At 61.5% G+C, this 21,958-nt stretch carries 9 protein-coding genes; 5 read left to right on the top strand and 4 right to left on the bottom strand.

The features are described 5' to 3' along the window. Positions 1 to 360 precede the first annotated feature (360 nt). Together J3U87_RS27605 and J3U87_RS27600 are read left to right on the top strand one after the other, a co-directional pair. Complete coding sequence (locus J3U87_RS27605; protein WP_237379012.1) at positions 361 to 3,753, top strand: hypothetical protein; 3,393 nt, start codon at positions 361 to 363, stop codon at positions 3,751 to 3,753. Positions 3,754 to 3,962: 209 nt separating this feature from the next. Further along, entirely contained in the window at positions 3,963 to 6,068 is a 2,106-nt protein-coding gene (locus J3U87_RS27600) for a cation:proton antiporter (RefSeq protein ID WP_237379011.1), read from the top strand. Between the two features lie 994 nt (positions 6,069 to 7,062). Here J3U87_RS27600 and J3U87_RS27595 read toward each other — a convergent pair. Both J3U87_RS27595 and J3U87_RS27590 read right to left on the bottom strand, forming a co-directional pair. Further along, a complete protein-coding gene (locus J3U87_RS27595; protein WP_237379010.1) occupies positions 7,063 to 8,547 on the bottom strand; it encodes a sodium:solute symporter family protein in 1,485 nt (494 codons plus the stop codon). A 298-nt stretch (positions 8,548 to 8,845) separates the two neighbouring features. Then, on the bottom strand, positions 8,846 to 9,547 hold the full coding sequence (locus J3U87_RS27590) for a peptidoglycan recognition protein family protein (protein ID WP_237379009.1): 702 nt from the start codon (positions 9,545 to 9,547) through the stop codon (positions 8,846 to 8,848). Positions 9,548 to 9,985: 438 nt separating this feature from the next. Here J3U87_RS27590 and J3U87_RS27585 point away from each other — a divergent pair, with 438 nt between their 5' ends. The 3 genes from J3U87_RS27585 (at position 9,986) to J3U87_RS27575 (ending at position 14,392) form a co-directional block, all read left to right on the top strand. Beyond that, positions 9,986 to 11,296, top strand: coding sequence for a protoglobin domain-containing protein (locus J3U87_RS27585; protein ID WP_237379008.1), 1,311 nt, complete (start codon positions 9,986 to 9,988; stop codon positions 11,294 to 11,296). Positions 11,297 to 11,627: 331 nt separating this feature from the next. Further along, entirely contained in the window at positions 11,628 to 12,230 is a 603-nt protein-coding gene (locus tag J3U87_RS27580; protein ID WP_237379007.1) for a TetR/AcrR family transcriptional regulator, read from the top strand. A 341-nt stretch (positions 12,231 to 12,571) separates the two neighbouring features. Then, positions 12,572 to 14,392: an amidohydrolase gene (locus J3U87_RS27575; protein ID WP_237379006.1), complete on the top strand. Its 1,821-nt coding sequence runs from the start codon at positions 12,572 to 12,574 to the stop codon at positions 14,390 to 14,392. A gap of 371 nt (positions 14,393 to 14,763) precedes the next feature. On the opposite strand, the gene J3U87_RS27570 is transcribed toward J3U87_RS27575, so the two are convergent. Together J3U87_RS27570 and J3U87_RS27565 are read right to left on the bottom strand one after the other, a co-directional pair. After that, positions 14,764 to 18,123, bottom strand: coding sequence for a family 31 carbohydrate-binding protein (locus tag J3U87_RS27570; protein WP_237379005.1), 3,360 nt, complete (start codon positions 18,121 to 18,123; stop codon positions 14,764 to 14,766). Positions 18,124 to 18,387: 264 nt separating this feature from the next. After that, a complete protein-coding gene (locus J3U87_RS27565) occupies positions 18,388 to 21,423 on the bottom strand; it encodes a di-heme oxidoredictase family protein (RefSeq protein ID WP_237379004.1) in 3,036 nt (1,011 codons plus the stop codon). Between the last annotated feature and the right edge of the window lie 535 nt (positions 21,424 to 21,958).

Here is a 21,958-nt window from a genome sequence, read left to right as displayed (position 1 = left end):
CAGGTATCTGGAAATCGGTGCCGGGACACCAGGCAAACAAGGCTTCGTCCGTGCGCCCTCTCGGCTGGGTACTCGTGTCGCCAATCTGCGTCCGAGTCCTGGAATCAAATCCTTACTCCTCCAAAACCAGAGAGATGCTCATTCCCGAGCTCTTGTGCTATGGTGAGATATTTTTTAGGGGATCATTTATATATTTTTCGCATTTCTCAAGATTTCCGATTCCGCTCGATCTTTGGCGATGGCGTATTCGCCCGCTCGACGATCCATGGTTCTCTCAATGACATGGCCCCCAATATACGGCCTGTTTGCTCGCAGGTGCGCCACAAATGTCGGCGCGTAAAAAAATCAATTGGAGTACCTATGCTTTTTGCGATTCATCGACCCGTTGCCAGGCGTTGCTTGGCGATATGTCTTGTCCTGTTTCCTTGTGCACTCCTCGCCCAAACCACTCCCGAGTACGATTCGATTTGGGAACGGGTCCGTTACCGTCATGCCGATCTCGAAGTGAACCAGGCCTACCAGTCTTTGCAAGAGGTGGATTCCACCGAGCAGGGCCGTTTGAACGCCGATCTCCGCGCGCTCGGCGCCAACGTTCAGGCGAGCCGGGTGGACGGGTTCTCCGGCCGTTGGGGGACGGTGTTGCTCAGTCGTCCGTTGATGCCCGGCAATGGCGTGGGCAACAAGATTTCCTGGAATCGGTCGTTCAAGAGCGTCGCCCAGGAAAAAGAAGCCGTGTTGACCGCATTCACTGATTTTCTGGGGCAATACAAAGAGCAGCTCCACCTGGATCCCTCCGAATTCGGAGCCGAACACAAAGTGACCTTCTACCGCGATCGCGAGCTGGTGCGCATCTACATCCCGCGCGCGATCGACGGTATTCCCGTGCGGCACAGCAACATCAACGCGGCAGTCAACAACGGGAACCTGGTCCTGTTCGGCGCCCATTTCTGGGGCGATGTGGCGCCGCGGGCCGCGACAATCTCGGAAGCGGAGAGCCAGCACATCCTGAGCGAGTACCTCGGCGAGTCGTTGCGTTTCGACGGTTTTCGCCACGAGGCCAGACTCGAGTACATTCCCATGGCCAAGAACCGCCACACGCCGAACCAGCATTTCGGTGACGGCTACGACTATCGCCTCTGCTGGGTTCTGGCCCCCGAATTCTCCGGTGAAATTCCCGAGTGGGAAGCGCTTGTGGACGCTGAAAACGGGGAAGTTCTTTCGTTCCAGGACACCAGCCATTATTTCGCGGAAAGTCTCACCGTATCGGGCGGCGTGTATCCCCTGACCAACGACGGGGTGGGGCCCGAGGGGCAGGAGCAGGACTATCCCTTTCCGTTCCTGCCGGTGACCACTTCCACCGGCCGCACCCTCTACACCGACGGCGGCGGCAACATCTCCGTGTGCAACAACACCACCGTCATCGGTACACTCGCGGGCCGATACGTGGTGATCAACGACGTTTGCGGTACCTTCGAGGAAAGCACCGATACCAACCACCTGGATTTGGGCTTCGGCGATGCGCCGGGCGATACGGACTGCGTCGTGGCGGCCGGCCGTTCGGCGGGGAACACCAAGTCATCGCGTTCGGCCTACTACGAAATCAACCGCATCGTCGAAATCGGTCGCGGGCACCTGCCGGACAACGACTGGGTGCGTTCACCGTTGCCGGTTCAGGTCAACATCGACGATACCTGTAACGCCACGGGCGGCCCCGGCGGGTTGCGCTTCTTCAAGTCCGGCGGCGGTTGTAACAACACCGGCGAAATCGCCGGGGTGTTCGACCACGAGTGGGGCCACGGCATGGACGGTGCCGATGCGACGCCGGGCATTTCCACCCCGGGCGAGGGCATCGCGGACCTGTTCGCCGCGATTCGCTTGAACACCTCCTGCATCGGTCGCAACTTCCGCACGATCAACTGCAGCGGTTTCGGCGATCCCTGCCTGGACTGCACGGGTGTGCGCGACATCGATTGGGGCAAGCGCCAATCCAACAGCCCGCACAACGTGACCTGGGCCAACGACACCTGCAAGCCCTTCGGCGGCGGCGGCCCCTGCGGCGGCAGCGTGCACTGCGAGGGTCAGGTCTATGCCGAGGCGGTTTGGGATCTCTGGAAGCGCGATCTTCCCGCAGCCTTCCCCGAACTCGACGAACGTGCGCTGCACGAACTCACCGCACACCTGATCTTCCAGGGCTCCGGCGGTGTCGGCGCAGCCTTCCAATGCAACCAGGGCTCCGGCGGTTGTGGTGCCAACAACGGCTATCTCAACTACTTGGCCGCCGACGACGACGACGGCAACCTGGACAACGGGACGCCCCACATGACCGCGATTTTCGCGGCCTTCGACCGCCACGGCATCGCCTGTGACAGCCTCACCGTTCAGAACAGCGGTTGTGCCAACGGCCCCACCGCGGCACCGACGGTTCAGGCCGCCGCCACCAGCCTCGGCGCCGAACTCACCTGGAACGCCGTGCCCAACGCCGACACCTACCGGGTTTATCGTTCCGAGGGCGTCGACGCCTGTGCCCTGGGCAAGTACCTGCTGACCGAAACCGCCGGCACCTCTTTCACCGATGCCGAGCTGGCACCCAGCATGGAGTACACCTATCTGGTCGTGCCGATGGGTGCCGGTCAGGCCTGTTTCGGACCTTCGAGCGGCTGTGTGACCGTGACACCCGAAGGACCGGAAGGACTGGCCCTGGGGTTCGTGGCCGATCTGGAAATCACCTCGGGTGACGGGGATATTTTCTTGGACAACTGCGAAGACGCGGTCATCAGCGTCTCGGCCTTCAACCTGGGTAACAACGCGTTGACCAACGTGCGCATCACCGAAGTGCGTTTCCCCAACCAACCGGACATCGTGCTCAACGAAACCCTGCCCAAAACTGTCGCCGCGAGCTTGACCGGCGATTGCACCGGCGCCCCGGTCACCCTGGCCTTCACCGCGTCGGGCTTGAGCTTCAATGCGGGGCTCGAGGTGGAAATTGTGGCCGAGGCCGACGGGGTGGATGGCGCCACCGGGTCCTACACCTTCGACAAGACCCAAAGTAACTGGGAAACGCTGCCGGTCGCGACCTTCGATTTCGAAACCGACATGAACGGGTTCCAGGCGATTTCCGGGACCTTCACGCGCAGCAATGCCATCGACGGCGCCGGCGGTTCCGAATTCTACCTGGCGTCTTCCGCCAACACCCACAACGTGTGCGACGTGGCCTATTCGCCGCTGATGGAACTCTCCAGCGATTCGACCCTGTCGATCCAAACCCATTTCGACATCGAAGAGTTCGGTCAAGGCTGGTGGGACCGCGCCAACCTGGCCTTGGTGAACGCCACCGATGCGAGCCGTTCGGTGATCGCGCCCGACGGAGGGCGCACCTACAACGCGTCCGGTCAGGCAAGTTCCTCGTTCTGCAACAACGGCGAGGACGGCTTTGCCGCCGCGATGGAAACTTGGGCCGAGAGCACCTTCAGCGCCGGGGCGCTGGACAGCGCCAATCAGGCCGGCCGTCAGCTCTACCTTGAGCTTCGCTACGGCACCGACGGTGCCGCCGTCGGTTCCGGTTTCCGGGTCGACAGCATCTCGCTGACCAACGTCAACGTGCAGGTGCCCGAGGCATCCTCGCAATCCTGCTGCTCGTTCGAGTCGCTGTACGCCACCTGGCCGGATGTCACGATCCTGAACATGGTGAGCTGTGTCAATCTGGAGCAGCCGGTCTTCAAGACGCCGTTGGTGATGTCTACCACCGGTCATTGATCGTCCGCGCGTTCGATCGCAAAGCTCCCAATCACAAGGTTGGGAGCTTTTTCTTTTTGCGGTCGTGGTTTCGGGGGGGTGCCGCGGGTCGCGTCGAAGGTCGGCGACCGCGTTCGGTTCCGCTTGTGCCTCTCTCGGGTCGGCCCTAGAATAAGGTGTCTCCCTTGTTTCTCTCGATCGAGCACGGCCTTTTGCGCCAAGGAGAATTCGTGGCCACTGCCAGTTTCGTTCACGATCTGGGTATCGTTCTAGGCGTTGCGACAGGTACCGGCATTCTTTGCCGTAAGTTCAATCAACCCAGTATTCTCGGCTACCTTGCCGCGGGACTGATCGTCGGTCCCTACATTCCGATTCCGCTCTTTGCCGACATGGGGCGGGTCCATTCACTCTCCGAATTCGGGGTCGTCCTGGTCATGTTCGTGATCGGCCTGGAGTTTCAACTATCCAAGCTGTTCAAGGTGCTGCCGGTGGCGGGCTTTTCGGCCCTGATCGAAATCGGCACCATGCTCTGGCTCGGTTTCTCCATTGGGATCTGGCTGGGATGGAACAAGGTCGAGGCCCTGTTCCTGGGGGCGAGCATCTGTATTTCCTCGACCATGCTCGTCAGCAAGATCTTCGAGGAGCGGCCCGTTCCCAAGAATGTCCGCACCTTCGTCCTGGGTGTGCTGGTGTTGCAGGACGTCGCCGCGATCGCGCTGATCGCCGCCATGTCGGCCGTCGCCGAGAGCGGCACGTTCTCGGTTTCCAGCCTCAGCGTGACCCTGGGTAAATTGACGCTCACCTTGGCCGCCATGGTCGCCTTGGGGTTGCTGATCGTGCCGCGTCTGGTGCGGTACGTGCTCAACCTCAAAAACGCCGAGGCCTCGATCGTCACCGCGGTGGGGATCTGCTTCAGCTTCTCGCTGCTCGCCGAGGAGTTGGGCTATTCGGTGGCCCTGGGTGCCTTCGTGGCGGGGTTGTTGGTGTCCGAATCGGGGCGCGGCCACGATGTGGAGCACATCATCAAGCCGATCAAGGACGTATTCGCCGCGATTTTCTTCGTTTCGATCGGGATGACGGTCGATCCGCTGTTGGCCCTGGAGAGCATTGGGCCGGCGGCGTTGGTGCTCGCCGGTGTCCTGTTTTTCCAGTTGATGAGCATTTCGATCGCCGGGATTCTCTCGGGGAACGGGGTGAAACAGTCGCTGACGGCCGGTTTGAGTTTGGGGCAAATCGGTGAGTTCGGGTTCATCATCGCGTCGTTGGGCATCGTTGCGGGCGTGGTTCGCCCCAGTTTGCAGCCCATCCTGGTCACGGTGGCGGTGGTTACCGCCTTCACCACGCCGCTTGCCCTGCGTGGCGCGCCGCGCCTGGTCGATTTCGTGGACCGGCATCTTCCGGCCCGGATGAAGCACCTTTTGGTCGTGTACGAAGGGTGGTTCGAGGGCATTCGCCAGGGGAAGACGACCGAGGAGCGTTCGGTGGGGAGCAAGGCGCTGCGTGCCATCGTGTTGGATACGCTTGGCTGGATTTTCGTGACGGCCGTCTTTCTCTTTTTCTTCTACGACATTACCCAAGTTTTGGGAGAGCAACTCGGGGTGCCGGCGGCCTACCGAATCCTGGCCGCCTACGGTTTCCTCTTGTTGATTTCCATTCCGCCACTTTTGGGCATCGCCCGCAACACCCACAATTTGGGTGAATGGATCATTTGCGAGGTATCCGCCCACCGGGCGCGGTCCGCGACGGCGATGACGCCTACCGGCCAGTCGGTGCTGCGTTCGGCCGTTCGCGTGTTGGTGATGATGGGTGCCGGCATTCCTGCGGCCGCGGCCTTCCGACCGCTGGTGGGCTCGCTGGGAATCGGCGTGGTGATCGTGGCGGTCATCGTCATCATGCTGGCGTTTCTGTGGAAATCGGCCGGCCGATTGGACGCCGAAATCCGATCGGAAGCCGAACGCCTGGTGGCGTTCCTCGATCGCCAGCGTTCGGAGGGCGTGAACGAGCAGGCACCCGACGCGTTCTTTCCCAACTTGGAGAACATGGACGGCATCTACATTTTCGAGGATTCGGCGGGGGTCGGGAAGACCCTGACGGAGTTGAACCTGCGCGCGCGTTCCGGGGTCCTGGTGGTGGCGATCCACCGCGAGGGACAGGACGTGGTATTGCCCACCGGATCCGAGCGATTGATGGTTGACGACCTGCTGTTCGTGACGGGCACATCCGATTCGGTGAAGCTGGCGCGCAAGCTACTGGCCGAGGGTCCAAGCGCCGAGGAAGAGGATGAGGCGTTCTCGGAAGACGAGAGTTCGACCGCAGCGGAAGAGCCGGTGAATTAGGGCGCACGACGAGGATTCGGACCGGCGCACCCATCACGGCCTGGTGTTTGTGTGGGACTGCGCACCATCGCGGTCGACCGATTGCTTGGTTGATCGTTGTTCGCGGCCAATCCTGGAGGGATGGCCAACATCATGCCAGGTCCACAACTTATTGAAACGCGGACCGTAGGTCCGCCACCAGCAGGCGTCCTGAAGGGACGACACAGTACAGCGAAGGGTGAGGTGCCGTAGAGGCACCGTAACCCTGGTTGTTGGGGGTACCCGAACCCCAGCCCCAACGGGGCGGAACGATGCGGGCCGTCGCGGAGTGCCCGTCCTGCTCGAGGAGCCGCCAGGCGGAGCATCCGTCGAGTTCGAGGAGTCCTTCGCGGAGCCGCCCCTTCAGGGCTGGAGTTCGGGCTCCTCGAACAACCAGGGTTGCGTCGTCGTCCCGACTCCTTAACCCTTCGCTGTCATGTATGACCCTTTCAGGGTCCCTGCTGGTGGCGCACCAAAGGTGCGCGTTTTAAATAAGTTGTGGTCCAGAGGGACGTCCGGTCGCACCTTCAGCGCGACCCGGGGCAGGTGCCCGTCCAGAGGGACGTCCGGTCGCACCGTCAATGCGACCCGGAGCAGGAGCCCATCCCAACCTTGCGGTATGCTGGGATGGGCACCATCGCGGTCAACCGAATGCTCGATTGTTCACCGTTCGCGGCCAATCCTGAAGGGATGGCCGGCCGTATGTTTGGACCACCATACATAAAAACGCGTGCCGTAGGCACGCCACCAGCGGGCGTCCTGAAGGGACGACACAGTACAGCGAAGGGTTAAGGAGGCAGCGCCGACGCAACCCTGGTTGTTGGGGGTTCCCGATCCCCAGCCCCAACGGGGCGGAACTATATGCTCCCTCGCGGAGTTGACGTCACCTTTGAGGAGCCCTTCGCAGAGCCGCTGGGAACAACCATGCGCGGAGAACCCCCCCCGCACATGGCTCGATCTTCGGGCAGGTCGGCGATCAGGTGGGTTGGGTTTCGCCCGCCTGGAGTCCCGGCTCATCGAGGGTTTCGGTGCCAGGCTTGGGGGTGAGCAGGCTGATGCTGACCAGGCAGAGGATCGAGGCGAAGATGGCCGGCAAGACCTCGTCGCAGTTCTGGTAGATGAAGCCAGGCACGATGTCCTGAATGAACGCGGCCTCTTTCCACACCAGGGTCACCACCGTGCCGGCGATGATCGAGGCGACGGCGCCGGTCGAAGTGGCCCGTTTCCAGAAGAAGGCCGCCACCAACGATGGCGTGATGGCCGCGCCGTAGATCGTGTAGGCGTACAGCGCCTTGTCGAAGAAGGTCGCCGACTGCGCGAAGCCCATCGAGACCGCGTAGGCGATCAGGCCCAGACCCAACACGAACAACCGGCTGAGCAACACGATGCGGCGCTCGTCGGCGTCGGGGTTGACGTACTGCAGGTAGACGTCGCGAATCAGGGTGGTGGCCGGTACCAAGAGGAAGGAATCGGCGGTGGAAATGATGATGCCGACCATCGTGGTCAACATGATGGCGCCCAGCGCCGTGGGGAGAAACTGGTGAGAGGCGTAGATCAGCACGTTGCGGCCGTTGGCGGCGTCGGGAATCATGCTGGAGCTGATCCAGGCCGAGGAGATGATCGCCAATTCGATCATGATGACCGCGAACACGAGGAGAATGGTCGCCTTGGTGGCGCCCTTGCTGGTCGAGGATGCGGAGAACCGCTGGTACATGTTGGCGTCGCCCATGGCCAGCAAAAACGGCGGCAGCAGGAAGTTGACGATGTCGAATCCCGAATAGACACCCCAAAACTGCATGTGGGTGTCGCGGCCCGTCGCCGCGAACGCCTGCTCCATGCCGGACCAACCGCCGGCCGTATGCCAGAGAATCGGCAGGGCGATCACGAAGGACAGGGTCATGACCACCCCGTTCACCACGTCGGTGTAGGCGACACTCACGAGGCCGGCCAACATGGTGTAGGCGATGATCACCGCCACCGCGATGGCCGTGCAGGCCTGCAGCGACAGGATGCTGGAACCGGCGTCGTCGGTGAGGACCGTGTGCAGTACCGCGCCGCCCGCATTGTACTGGTAGGACACGATCACCATGTAGGCCATGACCAGTGCGACCACACTCAAGACGCGCGCGTTCTGTCCGTAACGCGATCCGATGATTTCGGGAACCGTGAATTTTTCGATGCCGCGAACCTTGCCCGCAATGCGGGTCAGGACCATCACGCCCATGACGCCGCCAATGGGCAACATCAGGGCCGCGAGACCGGTTTCGTAGGCTTTGCCGGCGTTGCCCAGAATCGAACCCGTGCCGACCCAGGTGGCCAACATGGTGCCCACCAGCACCCAGGGGGAAAGGCTGCGCCCGGCAACGGCGAAGTCGCTCTGCGTCTTGATTTTCTTGGACTTGTAGACACCCATCATGATCAGGGCGCCGAGATATAGACTGATTGCGGTCAGGTAAATCATGAAAACACCTTCTCGTGCAGAATGAGCTGCATCGGAAGCGAACGACGAAACCGCCGACGAAAAGGCGCGGGTTGGGGAAATGACCCGAATTGGCGTGGAGTGCGGCGCGTGCTCGCATCGAGCGAATGGCTTGTGGAAACCATCTTACACGAGAACCTCGAAAAATCTTTTGTGAAATATCAGGAAGATATCAGAAAATTTTTTCCATTCTCTATTCTTCGACGATCTTTTGACCCGACGCCCCATGCCTTTCCCTCCATGCGCGAGCGACTCGGCCGTGAACTTGGGACGAGGTTCCTCATTCGATGTCCCCTCGTTGGGGGCCGCCCGATTGGACCGGTTCATCCCGTCCCGAACGGCGTCGTTTGCGCCACCTGTGCGCGATCGACCACAATGCGATCTCCAGCCCAAACACGCTCAGGCCGATGGGGAGCGGTGCCACGAGCGTTTGGCGCAGCGCCCGTTCGTGCTGCGCCGCGAGCGCTTGGGGCACCGCCTCCGGGTCGGTCTTCAACCACCGCTGGATCGCGTCGCGGTCGATGTGGCGGCCAGGGCATGCGGTGGCACTGCAGTCGCGGTGCAGGTGAATGTTTGCCGGGTCGATACCGTACCGTCGGCACAGGGTCCGCACCGCGTTGGCCAGCGCCGGCTGCAGGTGCTGGGGGAACGGTGCGTTTTCGTAGTTGCCCACCAGCGTCAGATGCAGGGCCGTCACGTTGCACCACTTGTTGCGGGTGGCCACCGAGTATCCGCCCCAGCGATAACGGGCGCCCACCTCCAAATGCCCGGCGGGCACACCGGCCTGTCCATTGGCCAGCACCAAGTGATAACCGATGTCGTACCAGCCACGTGCGCCATGTGCGCGGCGGATCGAAGCCAGGCTGTCGGATGGGGACGCCGTGTGGTGGATCACGATGGAGCGGTAGCGGGCTCGGGGGAGAAGCCATGCGCAAAAACATGCGATCAGGAGAAAAATAAGCCAGGTTCTGAGAAAATTCATGTTCATTTCATTCCATACGATAGGTTTTTATATAGATCTCGCGAAAAAGCAAGTGATGAAAATGGCGCAATCCAATGGATGCGCCCAGGAGCCGTTCCCATGGGTGGGCCAAATCGATGGGGCCCGGGACACCGAGCGCTCTAGATGGTGTGGCGTGCATCGCTGAGGAAATAGGCAAAAAATAAGGATTTACCACCTGATGAGAGATAAGAGAGGAAAGAGATTCAAGCGGTGCTGAAAGGAAGGTCGAGGTGTTCTCGCGCCGGATGTCGTCCTGGGGAGTCGATCGGGCGAACCTTAGAGGCCTTTCACTTCATGAACCCGACCGTTGGCGAGCGCGGGGCGCGGCGGCACGGTTTGCCGGGCGATCCCTTCGTGTCTCGAACCGTTTTCCTCGTGCATGTTTGAACATCAATCGTGAATCCCACGGAGGTCCACGTGCTCGGCTTTTTTCGATCCAAAAAGAAAACGGAACGGGTCATCGAACCCGGGATCATACGCGTCAAGAATCCGGACATCATGATCCGCGTGAGGTACCAGCGCCTGACGGAGCGAGATCTGGGCATCATCGCCTACTGGTACCATCAGGTGGAAGAGGATCTGGACGTCGTCATCGACCGATTTTATGACAATTTGCTCTCCATCAAGGAAACCAAGACCATTTTGGAAACGCACAGCACCGTGCAGCGCCAACGACCCTTGCTGAAGCGATACCTTGAATCCATGTTCTCCGGGGTGATCGACGACAACTATGTCGCCTATCGCCAGCAAATCGGCGATCGGCACGACTACATCAAGCTCGAGACGTTCTGGTACGTGGGTCAGTACGAGATCATCCGTGAAGCGCTCACCAGCTTGGTGGCGGACAAGGGCGCGACGCCCCAGGAACTCATCCAGTTCATGGCTTCCTTCGGAAAGCTCTGCCACTTCGATATGTCGTTGGTCTTGGAGGCCCTGGCCCAATCCCGACTGGCCAAGATCAACGCCATGGCCGAGGAGAGCAATCTGTTCATCGATGAGATGGCTGCAGTCTTTCAGAAGCTGGCCAAGCGCGACCTGACCGTACGATTGACAGTGGACGAAAAAAGCAAGTTCGAGAGCATCGTGCGAGAGTTCAACGTGGCCTTGGATGTGCTCGATCAAACCTTCAGCTCCCTGTTCGGCCACGCGAAGGAACAGTACACGACGGGTGCTTCCACCGTGGCCGCGGCCATCGGTGAAATGACCACCACCATCGGAGAGCTGTCGCGCCAGGGCGAAACGGCGCGGGCCGTCACCGGCGATACGGTGGTCAACATTCGCGAAACGGTCTCGCAGATGGAAGTGTTGACCAAGGCCAGCAGCAATATCGACAACATCACCAACATCATCGTGCAAATCGCCGAACAGACGAAGCTGCTGTCGCTCAACGCCACCATCGAGGCGGCGCGTTCGGGAGAGGCCGGCAAGGGGTTTGCCGTCGTCGCCGGAGAGGTCAAGGAACTGGCGCGCCAGACGAATATCTCCATTCAGCAGATCCGCGAGTTGATCGGCTCCATTCAAACGAGCACCAAACACGTGGGCTCCGGCATCCAGAACGTCAACAAGGTCATTCAGGAGATCGACGGCATCGTTTCGGGCACGGCCTCGGCCACCACCGAAATGGACGTGTCCGTGAAACAGCTCCGAGCCCATGCCCAGCAATCCGCAGAGGAGGCGGCGGCCCTGACCGAGCTCTTGGGCGAATTCAAGCTCACCCGGCGTTCGTAGGCGCGGAAGCTCCGTAGCCGTAACCCCGATCCCGCCGGGAATTCCGATAGAGGGACCACCCGATCGCACTCCGGTGATCGGGTGTGCGGCCGGGCCGTTCAGCTCTCCAAAGCCGAATCTCGATTGCGCCGCGAAGCCTCGGGTGGTAGGTTGATCGCTGACCATGGCCTGCACTGCAAAGGGTCGCAACAGGGTCGGACCCCGCCGTGGCGACCTCGAGTCGGATGGTCACCGCCGAGCGAACGCCGAGATTCGGCGGTTCACCGGGTGGCCGGCGGCTCGGTGCATTTCTGATCTCAACCGGTTCGTCCGGGTTAGGATTCTAGGATCGATGGGACGAAAAAGCCTCGCGGTCGAGCGGCGCACGCAAATTCTCGATGCCTTTCAGCGCTGTATCCTGAAACACGGGTTGGAAAAGAGCTCGCTGGAACGAATCGCCGCCGAAGCGGGTGTCAAACACACGATCATTCGCCACTACATCGGCAACCGGGATCAGCTTTTGAACGCGCTGATCGATCGCTTTACCGAGCATTACTTGGCCCATTTCCAGGAAGCCCTGAGTCGGGCCACCGAAACGGCCGCGGTGGAAGCACTGCTCCAGTTCCTGTTTTTACCGGCCGAAGAAGACCAGACCCGTGAAGAGGAAGCGATTTTTTCCGAGCTCCTGGCGCTTGCGGAGCGCGACGCGCGGGTCATGGACGAAGTCAAGCGCATCTACAAGGCCGTGGAGAAATCGTTTCGCGAGGTCCTCGACCGCTACTTTCCCGAGTTTTCCGGCCCACAGAACAAAATGGCGGCCCATGCGATTCTGTGCCTGTCCGAAGCCAACGCGACCCGACGCTGGTTGGGCTTTCCCGTTTCGCGCAGCAAGGATGCCTATCGCGTCGCAAAAATGATTTTGGACGGAATCGCCGAGCAGGCAAAGCGGCACTGAACCCCAACCTCGGCAAGTTGGTAGCGCGGTTTGGCAAGGGACCCCTTTTCGAGGCTCCGGATTGGTGATCGCCCTGTGGTTGCCGGCTTCGGTGCGTCTATTTTGAGAAAAAAGTCACATCGCATCGGTTCGTCGAAGAAAAACTCCGGGTTTGAATCCTCCGTTGTAAATAGTTTTTAACAAGTAGGTTGAGTGGAGATTAAGTTGCATTTACGGTGTGGGTTCTCGAAAATTTAAATTTTAAGATCTTGAAATTTATTTCTTCTTTCCCTACATTGATGCTTGTGCCGGTCTCGGCCTCCCGGCTTGCTCGCCGGGATTCGAATCGAGGGAGGAACCCCATGCGCCAAGCCATTTTTTTCACCGCGATACTCGCACTCGCGATCGGTGCACTCGCGACAGCCGATTGCGGCCAGAACGCCTGCCGGGACATTCCCGCCTCACAAATGGACGAGCAATTCGCCGGCTGGCGGACCGACACGGCCGATTGCAACCAAGACGGGGAGGGTGATGTGCGAGATTTTGTGTGCATGGTCAATGGATTGGAGGACGTTGAGGAGATCCTGCTGGTGAATGGCGAAGTGTACACGGTCGATTCCCAAAACCCGTGGGTTCAGGCTCTTCTGATTCGCGATGGCGTCATTGTCCACGTGGGCACCAACGAATCCGCCCGCGCCCAGGCGGGGCCCGGTGCGACCGAGATCGATCTCGAGGGGCGTATGGCCATGCCGGGGATCCACGACGTCCACATGCACCCCTTGGAGGCGCGCTCTCCCTTTTCCGGGACCTGCATACTGGATACCGCGGTGACCGATCCCGAGCAATACATCCCCGTCCTGCGCCAATGCGCGCCGGACCAGCAGGCCACCGATTGGGTGCTGGGTTGGGGGCATTCGGTGTTCACCCTGTTGGAGGCCCAGCGCAGGCCGGTCGACATCTTGGACGAAGCGATTCCGGATCGGCCCGCCGCGATCATGGAAGAGACGTCGCACTCGTTCTGGGTCAATTCACTGGCGTTGGAACGGGCGGGCATCGACGCCGATACGCCCAATCCGCCCGGTGGGGTGATCGTGAAGGATCCCGCCACCGGAGAGCCCACCGGCATCCTTTTCGATTCGGCCGGCGACTTGGTGATGGATCTCGCCTGGCAACCCACGGAGGAAATCAAGGAACTGAATTACGAAGGCCTGTTGGAGGCACTCGGCGAGCTGAATCGCCACGGGATCACCTCGGTTTGCGAGGGGCGCACCTATTGGAAGCGAGACTTCCAGGACGCCTGGCAGCGGGCCGAACGCGAGTCGCGCCTGACCGTGCGTGCGATCCTGGGTCTTTGGGCCTATCCCAGCATGAACGACGAAGCCCAGTTGGCGGAACTGCGAGGGCTTTACCGCAACGATCCCGACGCGCTTCTGCGCCAGAACCAGGTCAAGGTCTATGCCGACGGGATCCTGATCAACTCCACGGCCGCGATGTTGGAGCCCTACAAGGAAACCCTCGGCGACATTCCCAGCCAAACCGGCCTCAATTACTTCACCGAAGCGCGACTGGCGCGCTACATCGAGGAACTGGACCCGCTGGGATTCGATTTCCACATTCACGCCATCGGTGACCGGGGCGTGCGCGAGGCCTTGAACGCGATCGAGGCCGGCCAAGACGCGGGACGCCACCGACTGACCCACCTCGAGGTAGTGAACCCCGAGGATTACGATCGGTTTCGGACCTTGAACGTCATCGCCGACATGCAGGTCTCGGGTGATTTCGCGCAGCCCCAGAACTGGATCGAGGTGGCCTTCCTGATTGGGAACCGGTCGCAGAACCTGATTCCCCTCAAAGACCTGCACGAGGCGGGCGCCAGGATCAGCTTGAGCAGCGATTGGGACGTCAGCAGCCTGAACCCGTTCGTGGGCATGCAACGGGCCCTCACCCGCGCGCCCCAAAACCTGCCGGATCTGGCCACCGCGGTGCGGGCCTATACCCTGGATGCGGCTTATGTCATGCGCCAGGAAGATCGCGTGGGTTCGCTGGAGGTCGGCAAGCGGGCCGACCTGATCGTTTTGGATCGGAACATCTTCCAGGTGGGCACCACCGCGATCGGCAGTACCTCGGTGTTGTTGACCATGCTGGATGGTCGCATCGTGTACGACGGTCGGCCCAAACGATAACGAGTGGTGGATGACCGTATCTCGCGACTCGAAAGGGGAAGGGCCCCGTGCTTGGGTGTGCGCACGGGGCCCTGTGTGAAGTGGGGTCCGGGTCGCAGGGAACCGCACTTCACCCTCTCCGATGCCGGGGTCGGTGGTCATCCGGGACAGTTGCCACACCGTGGGATAAGCGCCGATCATCAAAAGGCCGACATGGGAGAGGTCGCGTTGGAACGTTGCCGGGCGAGGCGGAAAGCGTGGATTTCACTCCAGGCCTTCGCCTCGTCCCATTAGGGGTCCCTGGGGACCCGGTTCATCGGGAAGGAAGAGATCCGAGAGACGAGCGGTGCCCGTCCACCCGGCCTCTTCGAATCGGGTGAGCCGGCCATCGGTCAAGGTAGGCGGCAGGCGTCGGTGTCGTAACGGACGTCCTTTTCCAAGATGGTTTGGCCGCTGTGACTGGCGCTGTCCTGCACCTTGAAGGTGATGCGGTAGGTGCGGTCCGCCTGAGCGACGAACGCCTGGCGGTAGTAGCCGTTGACGAGCTCGGCCTGGATGCAGTAGTCGTCGAGGCAGATGTACTGCCAGGAGGCTGACCAGCCCTCATCCACGATGTAGACGTAGAGGCCGTTTTCGCCGTTCCAGGCCACGCCGAAACCATCGCATTGGCCGCCGTCGCCGCCGTCTGATCCGTCGCCGCCGTCGCCACCGTCGGAGCCATCGCCTCCATCGCCACCGTCGGAGCCATCGCCTCCATCGCCGGAATCACCGCCATCGGAGCCGTCGCCACCGTCACCGGAATCACCACCGTCGCCACCGTCTGAACCGCCACAATCGGAAGTACCGAAGGTCACGGTGTCGTCGACGATGAGTTGGCCGATTTGGTTGTCCTGTACCTTGAAGGTGATGCCATAGGTCTGGCCGAGCGTCGCGGAGAAATCTTTGTAGTAGACGCCGTCTTCCAGGGTGCCGGGCAGGCAGTAGCCGTCGAGGCAGAGGTAATGCCAGGTGGCGCTCCAGCCTTTGTCGCGGTGGAAGACGCGCACGGTCTGGTCGTCGATTTTCTGGATGCCGAAGTCGCCGCAGGGTGTGCCGTCGCCGCCATCGCCACCGTCGCCGCCGTCGCCACCGTCGGAGCCGTCGCCACCATCGGAGCCATCGGTGCCATCACCACCGTCGCCGCCATCGGAGCCATCGGTGCCATCACCACCGTCGCCGCCATCGGAGCCATCGCCACCATCGGAGCCGTCGCCACCGTCAGTGCCGTCGCCACCATCGGAGCCGTCGCCACCGTCAGTGCCGTCGCCACCATCGGTACCGTCACCGCCGTCAGTGCCATCACCGCCGTCGGAGCCATCGGTACCATCACTGCCGTCACATTGGTCGCCGCTGCAGGTCGCCATGCTGCGTGCCGGGACACGCAGGCTTCTGCCGTCGGAGAAATTGACCACGATCTCGCGATCTCCGGTGTTGTAGGCGGCGTAGGTCCGCTGCCCGTTCTTTTGGAACACGGTGTACAGAGAGGTATCGGCGGTCACCGAGCCGACCGGCTCACCCAGGTTCTGGAAGGTGCGAATCCAGTGCAGGGTGTGGGCGCCGACCTGCATGAACGCCGAATAGGGGCGTCCCTGCCACAGGCTCATGGCCTCGTCGGGGTCCGTTTGGGCCAACGTCATGTAGAACAGGTCGGTCCAGCGCTGCATGGTACCCTGAGGAGAGCGCGCTTCGTCGGCTGCGATGTTGTCGAACAGCTTGCGGCCCATGCCGGGCACGTTTTGGGTCAGGTACATTTTGCCGGCGTTGATCGGCAGCAGGTTGATGCCCACGACCTCGTCGGCCCAGGCGTTGGAACCGTTCATGTCCCACCACACCTTGTACATGCAGGCGCCGTCGAACACGATGCCGCAGGTGGTGCCCTGGAAGTTGGGGTGGTGGTTTTCGCCGGTGTAGTCGAACCAGTATTCCAGGCCCGCGCGGCTCTCCTGGACGTAGCCCCAGATGGCCATGTCCCGCATGGTGTCGTCACCGGCGATGGTGGACAACACGATGGCGGCGTGCCAGAAATTCATGGCTTCGCCGTGGGATTCCTGGTTGTTGCCCAGGTCGCTCCAGCCGTCGCCGAATCCCGCGGCGTGGGAGTAACCGAACCAGGGCTCGAAATGGCGCATGAAGGGGAACATGGGATCGTTGCGGTCGGGCGAGTAGGCGGCCCGAATGAACAGGCGAAGCATGGGCCACAGATCGGACTGGGCCAGCCAGTTGGGATCGTGCAGGGCCACCTGGGCCGCCGCCTGCAGCCAGTAGCCTGCGTGGAAGTGCCAATCGTTGAATTCCCAGAGGGTTCGCCAGGAGCCGCAGACGTTTTGACCGATGATGTGACCCCACTCCTGGTCGTAGAAGAAGTGGTTTTCGTCGCCGGGGCGCGGGTATTGGGGGTTCATCCAATAGTCCATCGCCTGCTTGATTTCGTTCGCGGCCTGATTGGCCACGTCCATTCGGCCGGCCTGACGCGCGACGGCGATGATGCTGGCGATGTGGTGGAAGCGCTCTCCGACCCAGTAGGAGTCGTCGCAGCCGTCCAGGCCGCGATCGAGGTGCGGCAGGTTCAGCACGGTGGCCGCCTGGCCGCGGTTGCCGGAGTTGTAGCTCATCCAGTGATCCAGCGAGGCCATCATTTCCTGGTCCGTGGCGGCGCCCGTGTCGGGCAGGTAGGGCAAGACGCCGTGGAACGGCTGGACCGTGGCGAACTGGTTGCCCACCAAATTCTTCAGCGTGCCGCGAACGGTGCGGTAGTCGGAGCCGTCGAGGTCGAGATTCTGGCCGCGCCACTGGTGGGGCAGCAGGGCCTGGATCGTGCGGGTTTCAGCGCCGCGCAATGGTTGGGTCCGGACCTCGTACACCGTGGTCACTTCCGATTTCCGCTCGTCGTAGTCCCAGGAAATGCGCGAGGCCACCACCTTGGCGTAGGCGTGCGTCCGGAACCGCTCGTAGGTGGCCGCCGAACTGTCCGGCAGGGCCGCGACGATCACGTACGGGCTGTTGCCGACGCGGATCGAGCCACCCACCTGAATCGAACCCTGGCTGGAGACGAAAATGCCGTAGTGGCGGTTGTCGATGCGCACGGCGACCGCGTCTGAACCGGCGCTGCCGTGAACGATGCTCGCGGAGCCGTTGACGCTCAGTTCGGGGGTGAGACCCTGGAATTCGGCCACCATGAAGGGCGAGCCGGCCGAAGACGTGACGTCGATGTGGCCGCCGTTGGCCAGCATGCGCAGCACTACGTGCCAGTCGCCGTAGTCGTGAACGCGGACCTCCTGAAACGATCCACCGCTCGCCGTGACCACCAGGTCGGCGTTGTTCTCACCGTGGTAGTCCGACTGGATGAGGGCGTCGAAGTCGTAGCTGCCGCTGTTGGCCTGGCGCAGCACGACGGGCGGTACGCCGAGCATCATGCCCTGCGCCGTGAAGCGCATGGCGAAGGGGAGCGGGTAGAGATTGAAAGAGAAAGGCTGGTGGCTGGCGCTACTCCACCAATGGTGGGTGGGATAGGGGAACGACACGTTGTCGGTGAAGAAACGGGCTGGGGGGCCGCCTGCCACGGTGGGATTGCTGAAGTACTGGCTGTTGTGCGTCGTCGTGTAGCGGCCACCGCCGACTTGAACCCAGTTGGCACCGGGGAAATCGGCATGCGCGGTCCATGAGAACGCGAAAATCGCAAGATACATCAGGATCGCACTGAAATGGGACTTCATGGATCTCTCCTCGAAAAGTAGGCATTTTGATGGAATGGGTCGCCTGGGATGTCACGCGATGGATGCATTCAGCGGAGGGCGTGACGGCCCGGACGCAAAGGAAGGGACTTCGAATCGATGAGAGGAGGCGCGGCCGAGTTCCGTGCCATCGATCGCACGAAACTCGGCGTTGCCGGGACGTGATTCGAAACCCCGCTCACGGGTGAGAGCTGATTCCTCCACTTCGGATCGTGCGTGGCCGTACCCGGGCCACGCGCCTGAGTACTAGGGAACGGGGCCCTGCCAGAGGCAAGTGTCGTCGTCGAACGTGATGGTTTTTTCGGTGATGTATTGTCCGAGGCCGTCGTCTTGTACTTTGAATTCGATGCGGTAGGTGCGGCCGGGTTCCGCAGGGAAGACGCGGGCGTACCTGCCGTCGCCGAGGCTTCCCGGCACGCAGTAACCGTCGAGACAGAGGTAGTGCCAGTTTCCGCTCCAGCCGCGGTCTTCGTGAAAGACGACCATCTGGTGGTCGTCCAACCGGGCGATGCCGAAATCGCCGCATGGGCCCGGTCCGCCGTCGCCGCCGTCGGAGCCATTCCCGCCGTCGCCGCCATCGGAACCGTCGGAGCCATCCCCGCCGTCGTCGCCATCGGAACCGTCGGAGCCATCGCCGCCGTCGCCACCATCGCCGCCGTCGGAACCATCAGAACCGTCACCGCCGTCGCCGCCCTGACAGGCATCGTCGGCTTGGAAGACAATGCGTTTCTCGACAATGTATTGGCTGAATTGGTTGTCCTGAACCTTGAAGGTCAGGTCGTAGCTTTGGCCGGGCGTGGCCTGGAATGCGTGGACGTAGCGGCCGTTCACCAGCTCTCCTGGCAGGCAATAGCCGTCGAGGCAGACATAGTTCCATTGGGCCGTCCAGCCGAGATCGCGGTGGTAGACCGTGATCGTGTTGGCATCCGTGAACATGAAACCGAAGTCGTCACAGGGTCCGCCATCACCGCCATCGGAACCGTCGCCGCCGTCAGAGCCGTCACTGCCGTCGGAACCGTCGCCGCCGTCAGAGCCGTCACCGCCGTCGGAACCGTCGGAACCATCACTGCCGTCAGAGCCATCGGAGCCGTCACTGCCGTCGGAACCGTCGCTGCCGTCAGAGCCATCGGAACCGTCATCTCCACCGGTTGTCGGCGCACCCGGGTCTGTGAACGGATAGGCCACGTAGGCCAGCAGGTCGACCCGTTGACCGGCACTCATTGCCAACACCGCGTCGCGAGATTCCAGGGCCTCTCCGCCATGCCAGAGGATGGCTTCCATCAGGTTGCGCGCCCGACCGTCGTGAAGGTAGCGGGTGTGTCCGTTCACATCGCCGACGCTGCCGACGCCCCAAAGCGGCGGAGTGCGCCACTCACGCCCGTTGGCGCCCACTTCCGGGCGGTTGTCGGCCAGGCCGGGACCCATGTCGTGGAGCAGGAGATCGGTGAAGGGTTGGATGGTCAGGTTGCGCAACTCGCGCCGCGGGGTGTCGGGACTGGTTCGCATCGACGGCCGGTGGCACGCGATGCAGTTGGCGGCCTCGAAGAGGTCCTTGCCGCGAATGGCCGCCGGGTCGCGCCAATTTCTGCGCGGCGGGGGCGTGAGGTTGGCCACGTAGGTCGCCATCTCTTCGAGTTGATCCCAGCCCAGTTCCACGCGACCGCGATCCGGGAAGATGGGGGTGCCCACGCCCATGTCGTTCAGGAGGGCTTTGGCGACCTGCTGTTTCAGGGACGGTGCGCCCGACTTCCAGCCGTAACGCCCGAGCCTGGTGCGGTTCTGTTCTTCGTCCCACACGCGATTGGCGCGGCCCGAGATGCCGTCGCCGTCGGCGTCGTCGGCATCTTCCCATGCCAGGATTTCGGCTTCCGAGACCGCTTCCAGCAAGCCGAGACCGGTCAACTGGGGGGCCATCCTGACCGAAAAAAGTACCGACTCGCCATCGATGGGCTCGTCGCGCAGCTCGCTGAAGCTGTAGCGCGGCCGAACCAGGGTATAGGGCGTACCGTCGGCGAAGTTGCCGTGAACTTCTTCCCAGGCGGTGTGCATCACGCCGTCGGGCTGGCTGCCGTCGACGGCATCTTGTTGAAATTGGGGACCATAGACCGGGTGAGGGGCGTTGCTGCCCGCGACACTCAAGCCGATGACCTGGGAGCGGTTTTCGTCGCGTGAATCCACCGCCGGTTGACCGCGGCCGTCCAGCACGTGGCACCCGAAGCACGACCGACTGTCGTATTGCGGCCCCAGCAGGCCGGATTCGAATCGGGGACTGGTTTCCGGCTGCGGGGCCGACGTGTTGCCGTTACAGTCCGTCAAGGTGGCCGGTCCGCGCAGCTCACCGGTTTCCCAATCGGTGTCGAACAGGGTCTTGCCTTCGATGAAGGTGCGCATCGTATCGGGTTGGATGTTGTTGATGTGTTGAACGAAATCGAATTCCGGAATAGTGATTCGCGAGACCGAGGCCAGATCGGCGGCGTTTGCCCACGGGTGTTGGTGCTGCACGCCCAGCTTGCCGGTGCCGGTGTAGTAGCGCATGGTTTCCGAGTAATACTGTTCCGTTTTGCCGATGCCGTTGGTGACCTTCAAGGTCAACTCGAAATCGATCACGGTGCCCGGCTGGGTGTTCGGGACGTCGACCGAAAAGACATTGCCCTGTTTGGCCATGTGCAGGCCCGTCGTGAATTCGGCCCGTTCGCAGAGCGCCTCGTAGCCTTGGTAGTCGTGATAGCGAAAGTCGATGAAGTCACCGACGCCGGTGGGTTCCACCGTTACCGTCAACCGCGTGCCGTGATCGACGATCGTCAGGTCGTAGAGCGTTCCCGCAAAGTATCCTTCCACGTAGTTGTCGGTCCGCATCTCGCCTTCGTGGCGGAATCGATTGCGGCCGGCGGTGCGCAAGGTGAGGGGAAAGGATTGTCGGGCCACGGGCCCATCGGCGCGGGGAAGGGCATGCCAGGCGCTGTTGATCTCGATGGGCCGCCGCGACCCTTGGACCTGCCACGCGAAATAGTAGTCCAGACGATCGTCCGCCGCGACGCCGCCGATGGTCGTGCGCCAGGGGGAGCCGCCATCGAGGCTCAGTTCGCGGATAGGGCCGTCGTTGACCCGGAAGAAGAGGGTGACCCGTTCGGTTGGGGTGGGGAAAGGAAGGGGATCGTGGGGTGAAAAGGATAGGTCGAGCCGGTTATTGGAAAAACTCCATTGATGATCGAAGGATCTGGAGCTTGAAAAAACAGGGAGAACCAGGAATAGAACGAAAACAGGTAGAAGGAAGCTTTTCATGGAAAATCCTCACGGCGGATCGCATGGAACCAAGTGAGACAAATTCGAGAATGTATGTAAACGACCCGCACAAAAATTGGGAGAAGCGGAGTACGAGCGATGAATGGAGATATGTTAGCGTTAACAATACAACTTGTATGTGACTTTTTTCATCAACTTTTACAACTTTTTTTCATTGGGTTTCGGTGGGATATTAGTTGTATTCATGTAAATGATTTGGACAGAGTGGTTATGTGAAATCAGTCGTCTCCAAAAAAATAAACGACAGTTGGGAACATCTCCGACTTTTACCTGGATGAGAAGTCTCGGGTGTCGTGTTCGGTGATCGTTCCGTGTGAAATCCCATCCATGAGAACCGCGGACCAGTAGGTGCAGTCGCTCGATTTCGAGACTGAAATACCTGGTGGGGTTTCTGGCGCAGGGCCATGGGGCGTGACTCCCGGAATTGAATCGGGAACCCGGAAAGGCCGAAAGCCAGGAAAGAACACCCCTTGGTTGCCCACCATGATGGTTCTATTCCTGGCTTTTGGATTTC

The organism is Sulfidibacter corallicola, from assembly GCF_017498545.1.
GTDB lineage: Bacteria > Acidobacteriota > Holophagae > Acanthopleuribacterales > Acanthopleuribacteraceae > Sulfidibacter > Sulfidibacter corallicola.
This window is presented reverse-complemented; position numbering and strand designations above follow the sequence as displayed.

Excerpts from the sequence above, each read along its gene's own strand:
- J3U87_RS27605 (WP_237379012.1), top strand. The coding sequence starts at position 361 with ATGCTTTTTGCGATTCATCGACCCGTTGCCAGGCGTTGCTTGGCGATA.
- J3U87_RS27595 (WP_237379010.1), bottom strand. The coding sequence starts at position 8,547 with ATGATTTACCTGACCGCAATCAGTCTATATCTCGGCGCCCTGATCATG.
- J3U87_RS27590 (WP_237379009.1), bottom strand. The coding sequence starts at position 9,547 with ATGAATTTTCTCAGAACCTGGCTTATTTTTCTCCTGATCGCATGTTTT.
- J3U87_RS27580 (WP_237379007.1), top strand. The coding sequence starts at position 11,628 with ATGGGACGAAAAAGCCTCGCGGTCGAGCGGCGCACGCAAATTCTCGAT.
- J3U87_RS27575 (WP_237379006.1), top strand. The coding sequence starts at position 12,572 with ATGCGCCAAGCCATTTTTTTCACCGCGATACTCGCACTCGCGATCGGT.
- J3U87_RS27570 (WP_237379005.1), bottom strand. The coding sequence starts at position 18,123 with ATGAAGTCCCATTTCAGTGCGATCCTGATGTATCTTGCGATTTTCGCG.
- J3U87_RS27565 (WP_237379004.1), bottom strand. The coding sequence starts at position 21,423 with ATGAAAAGCTTCCTTCTACCTGTTTTCGTTCTATTCCTGGTTCTCCCT.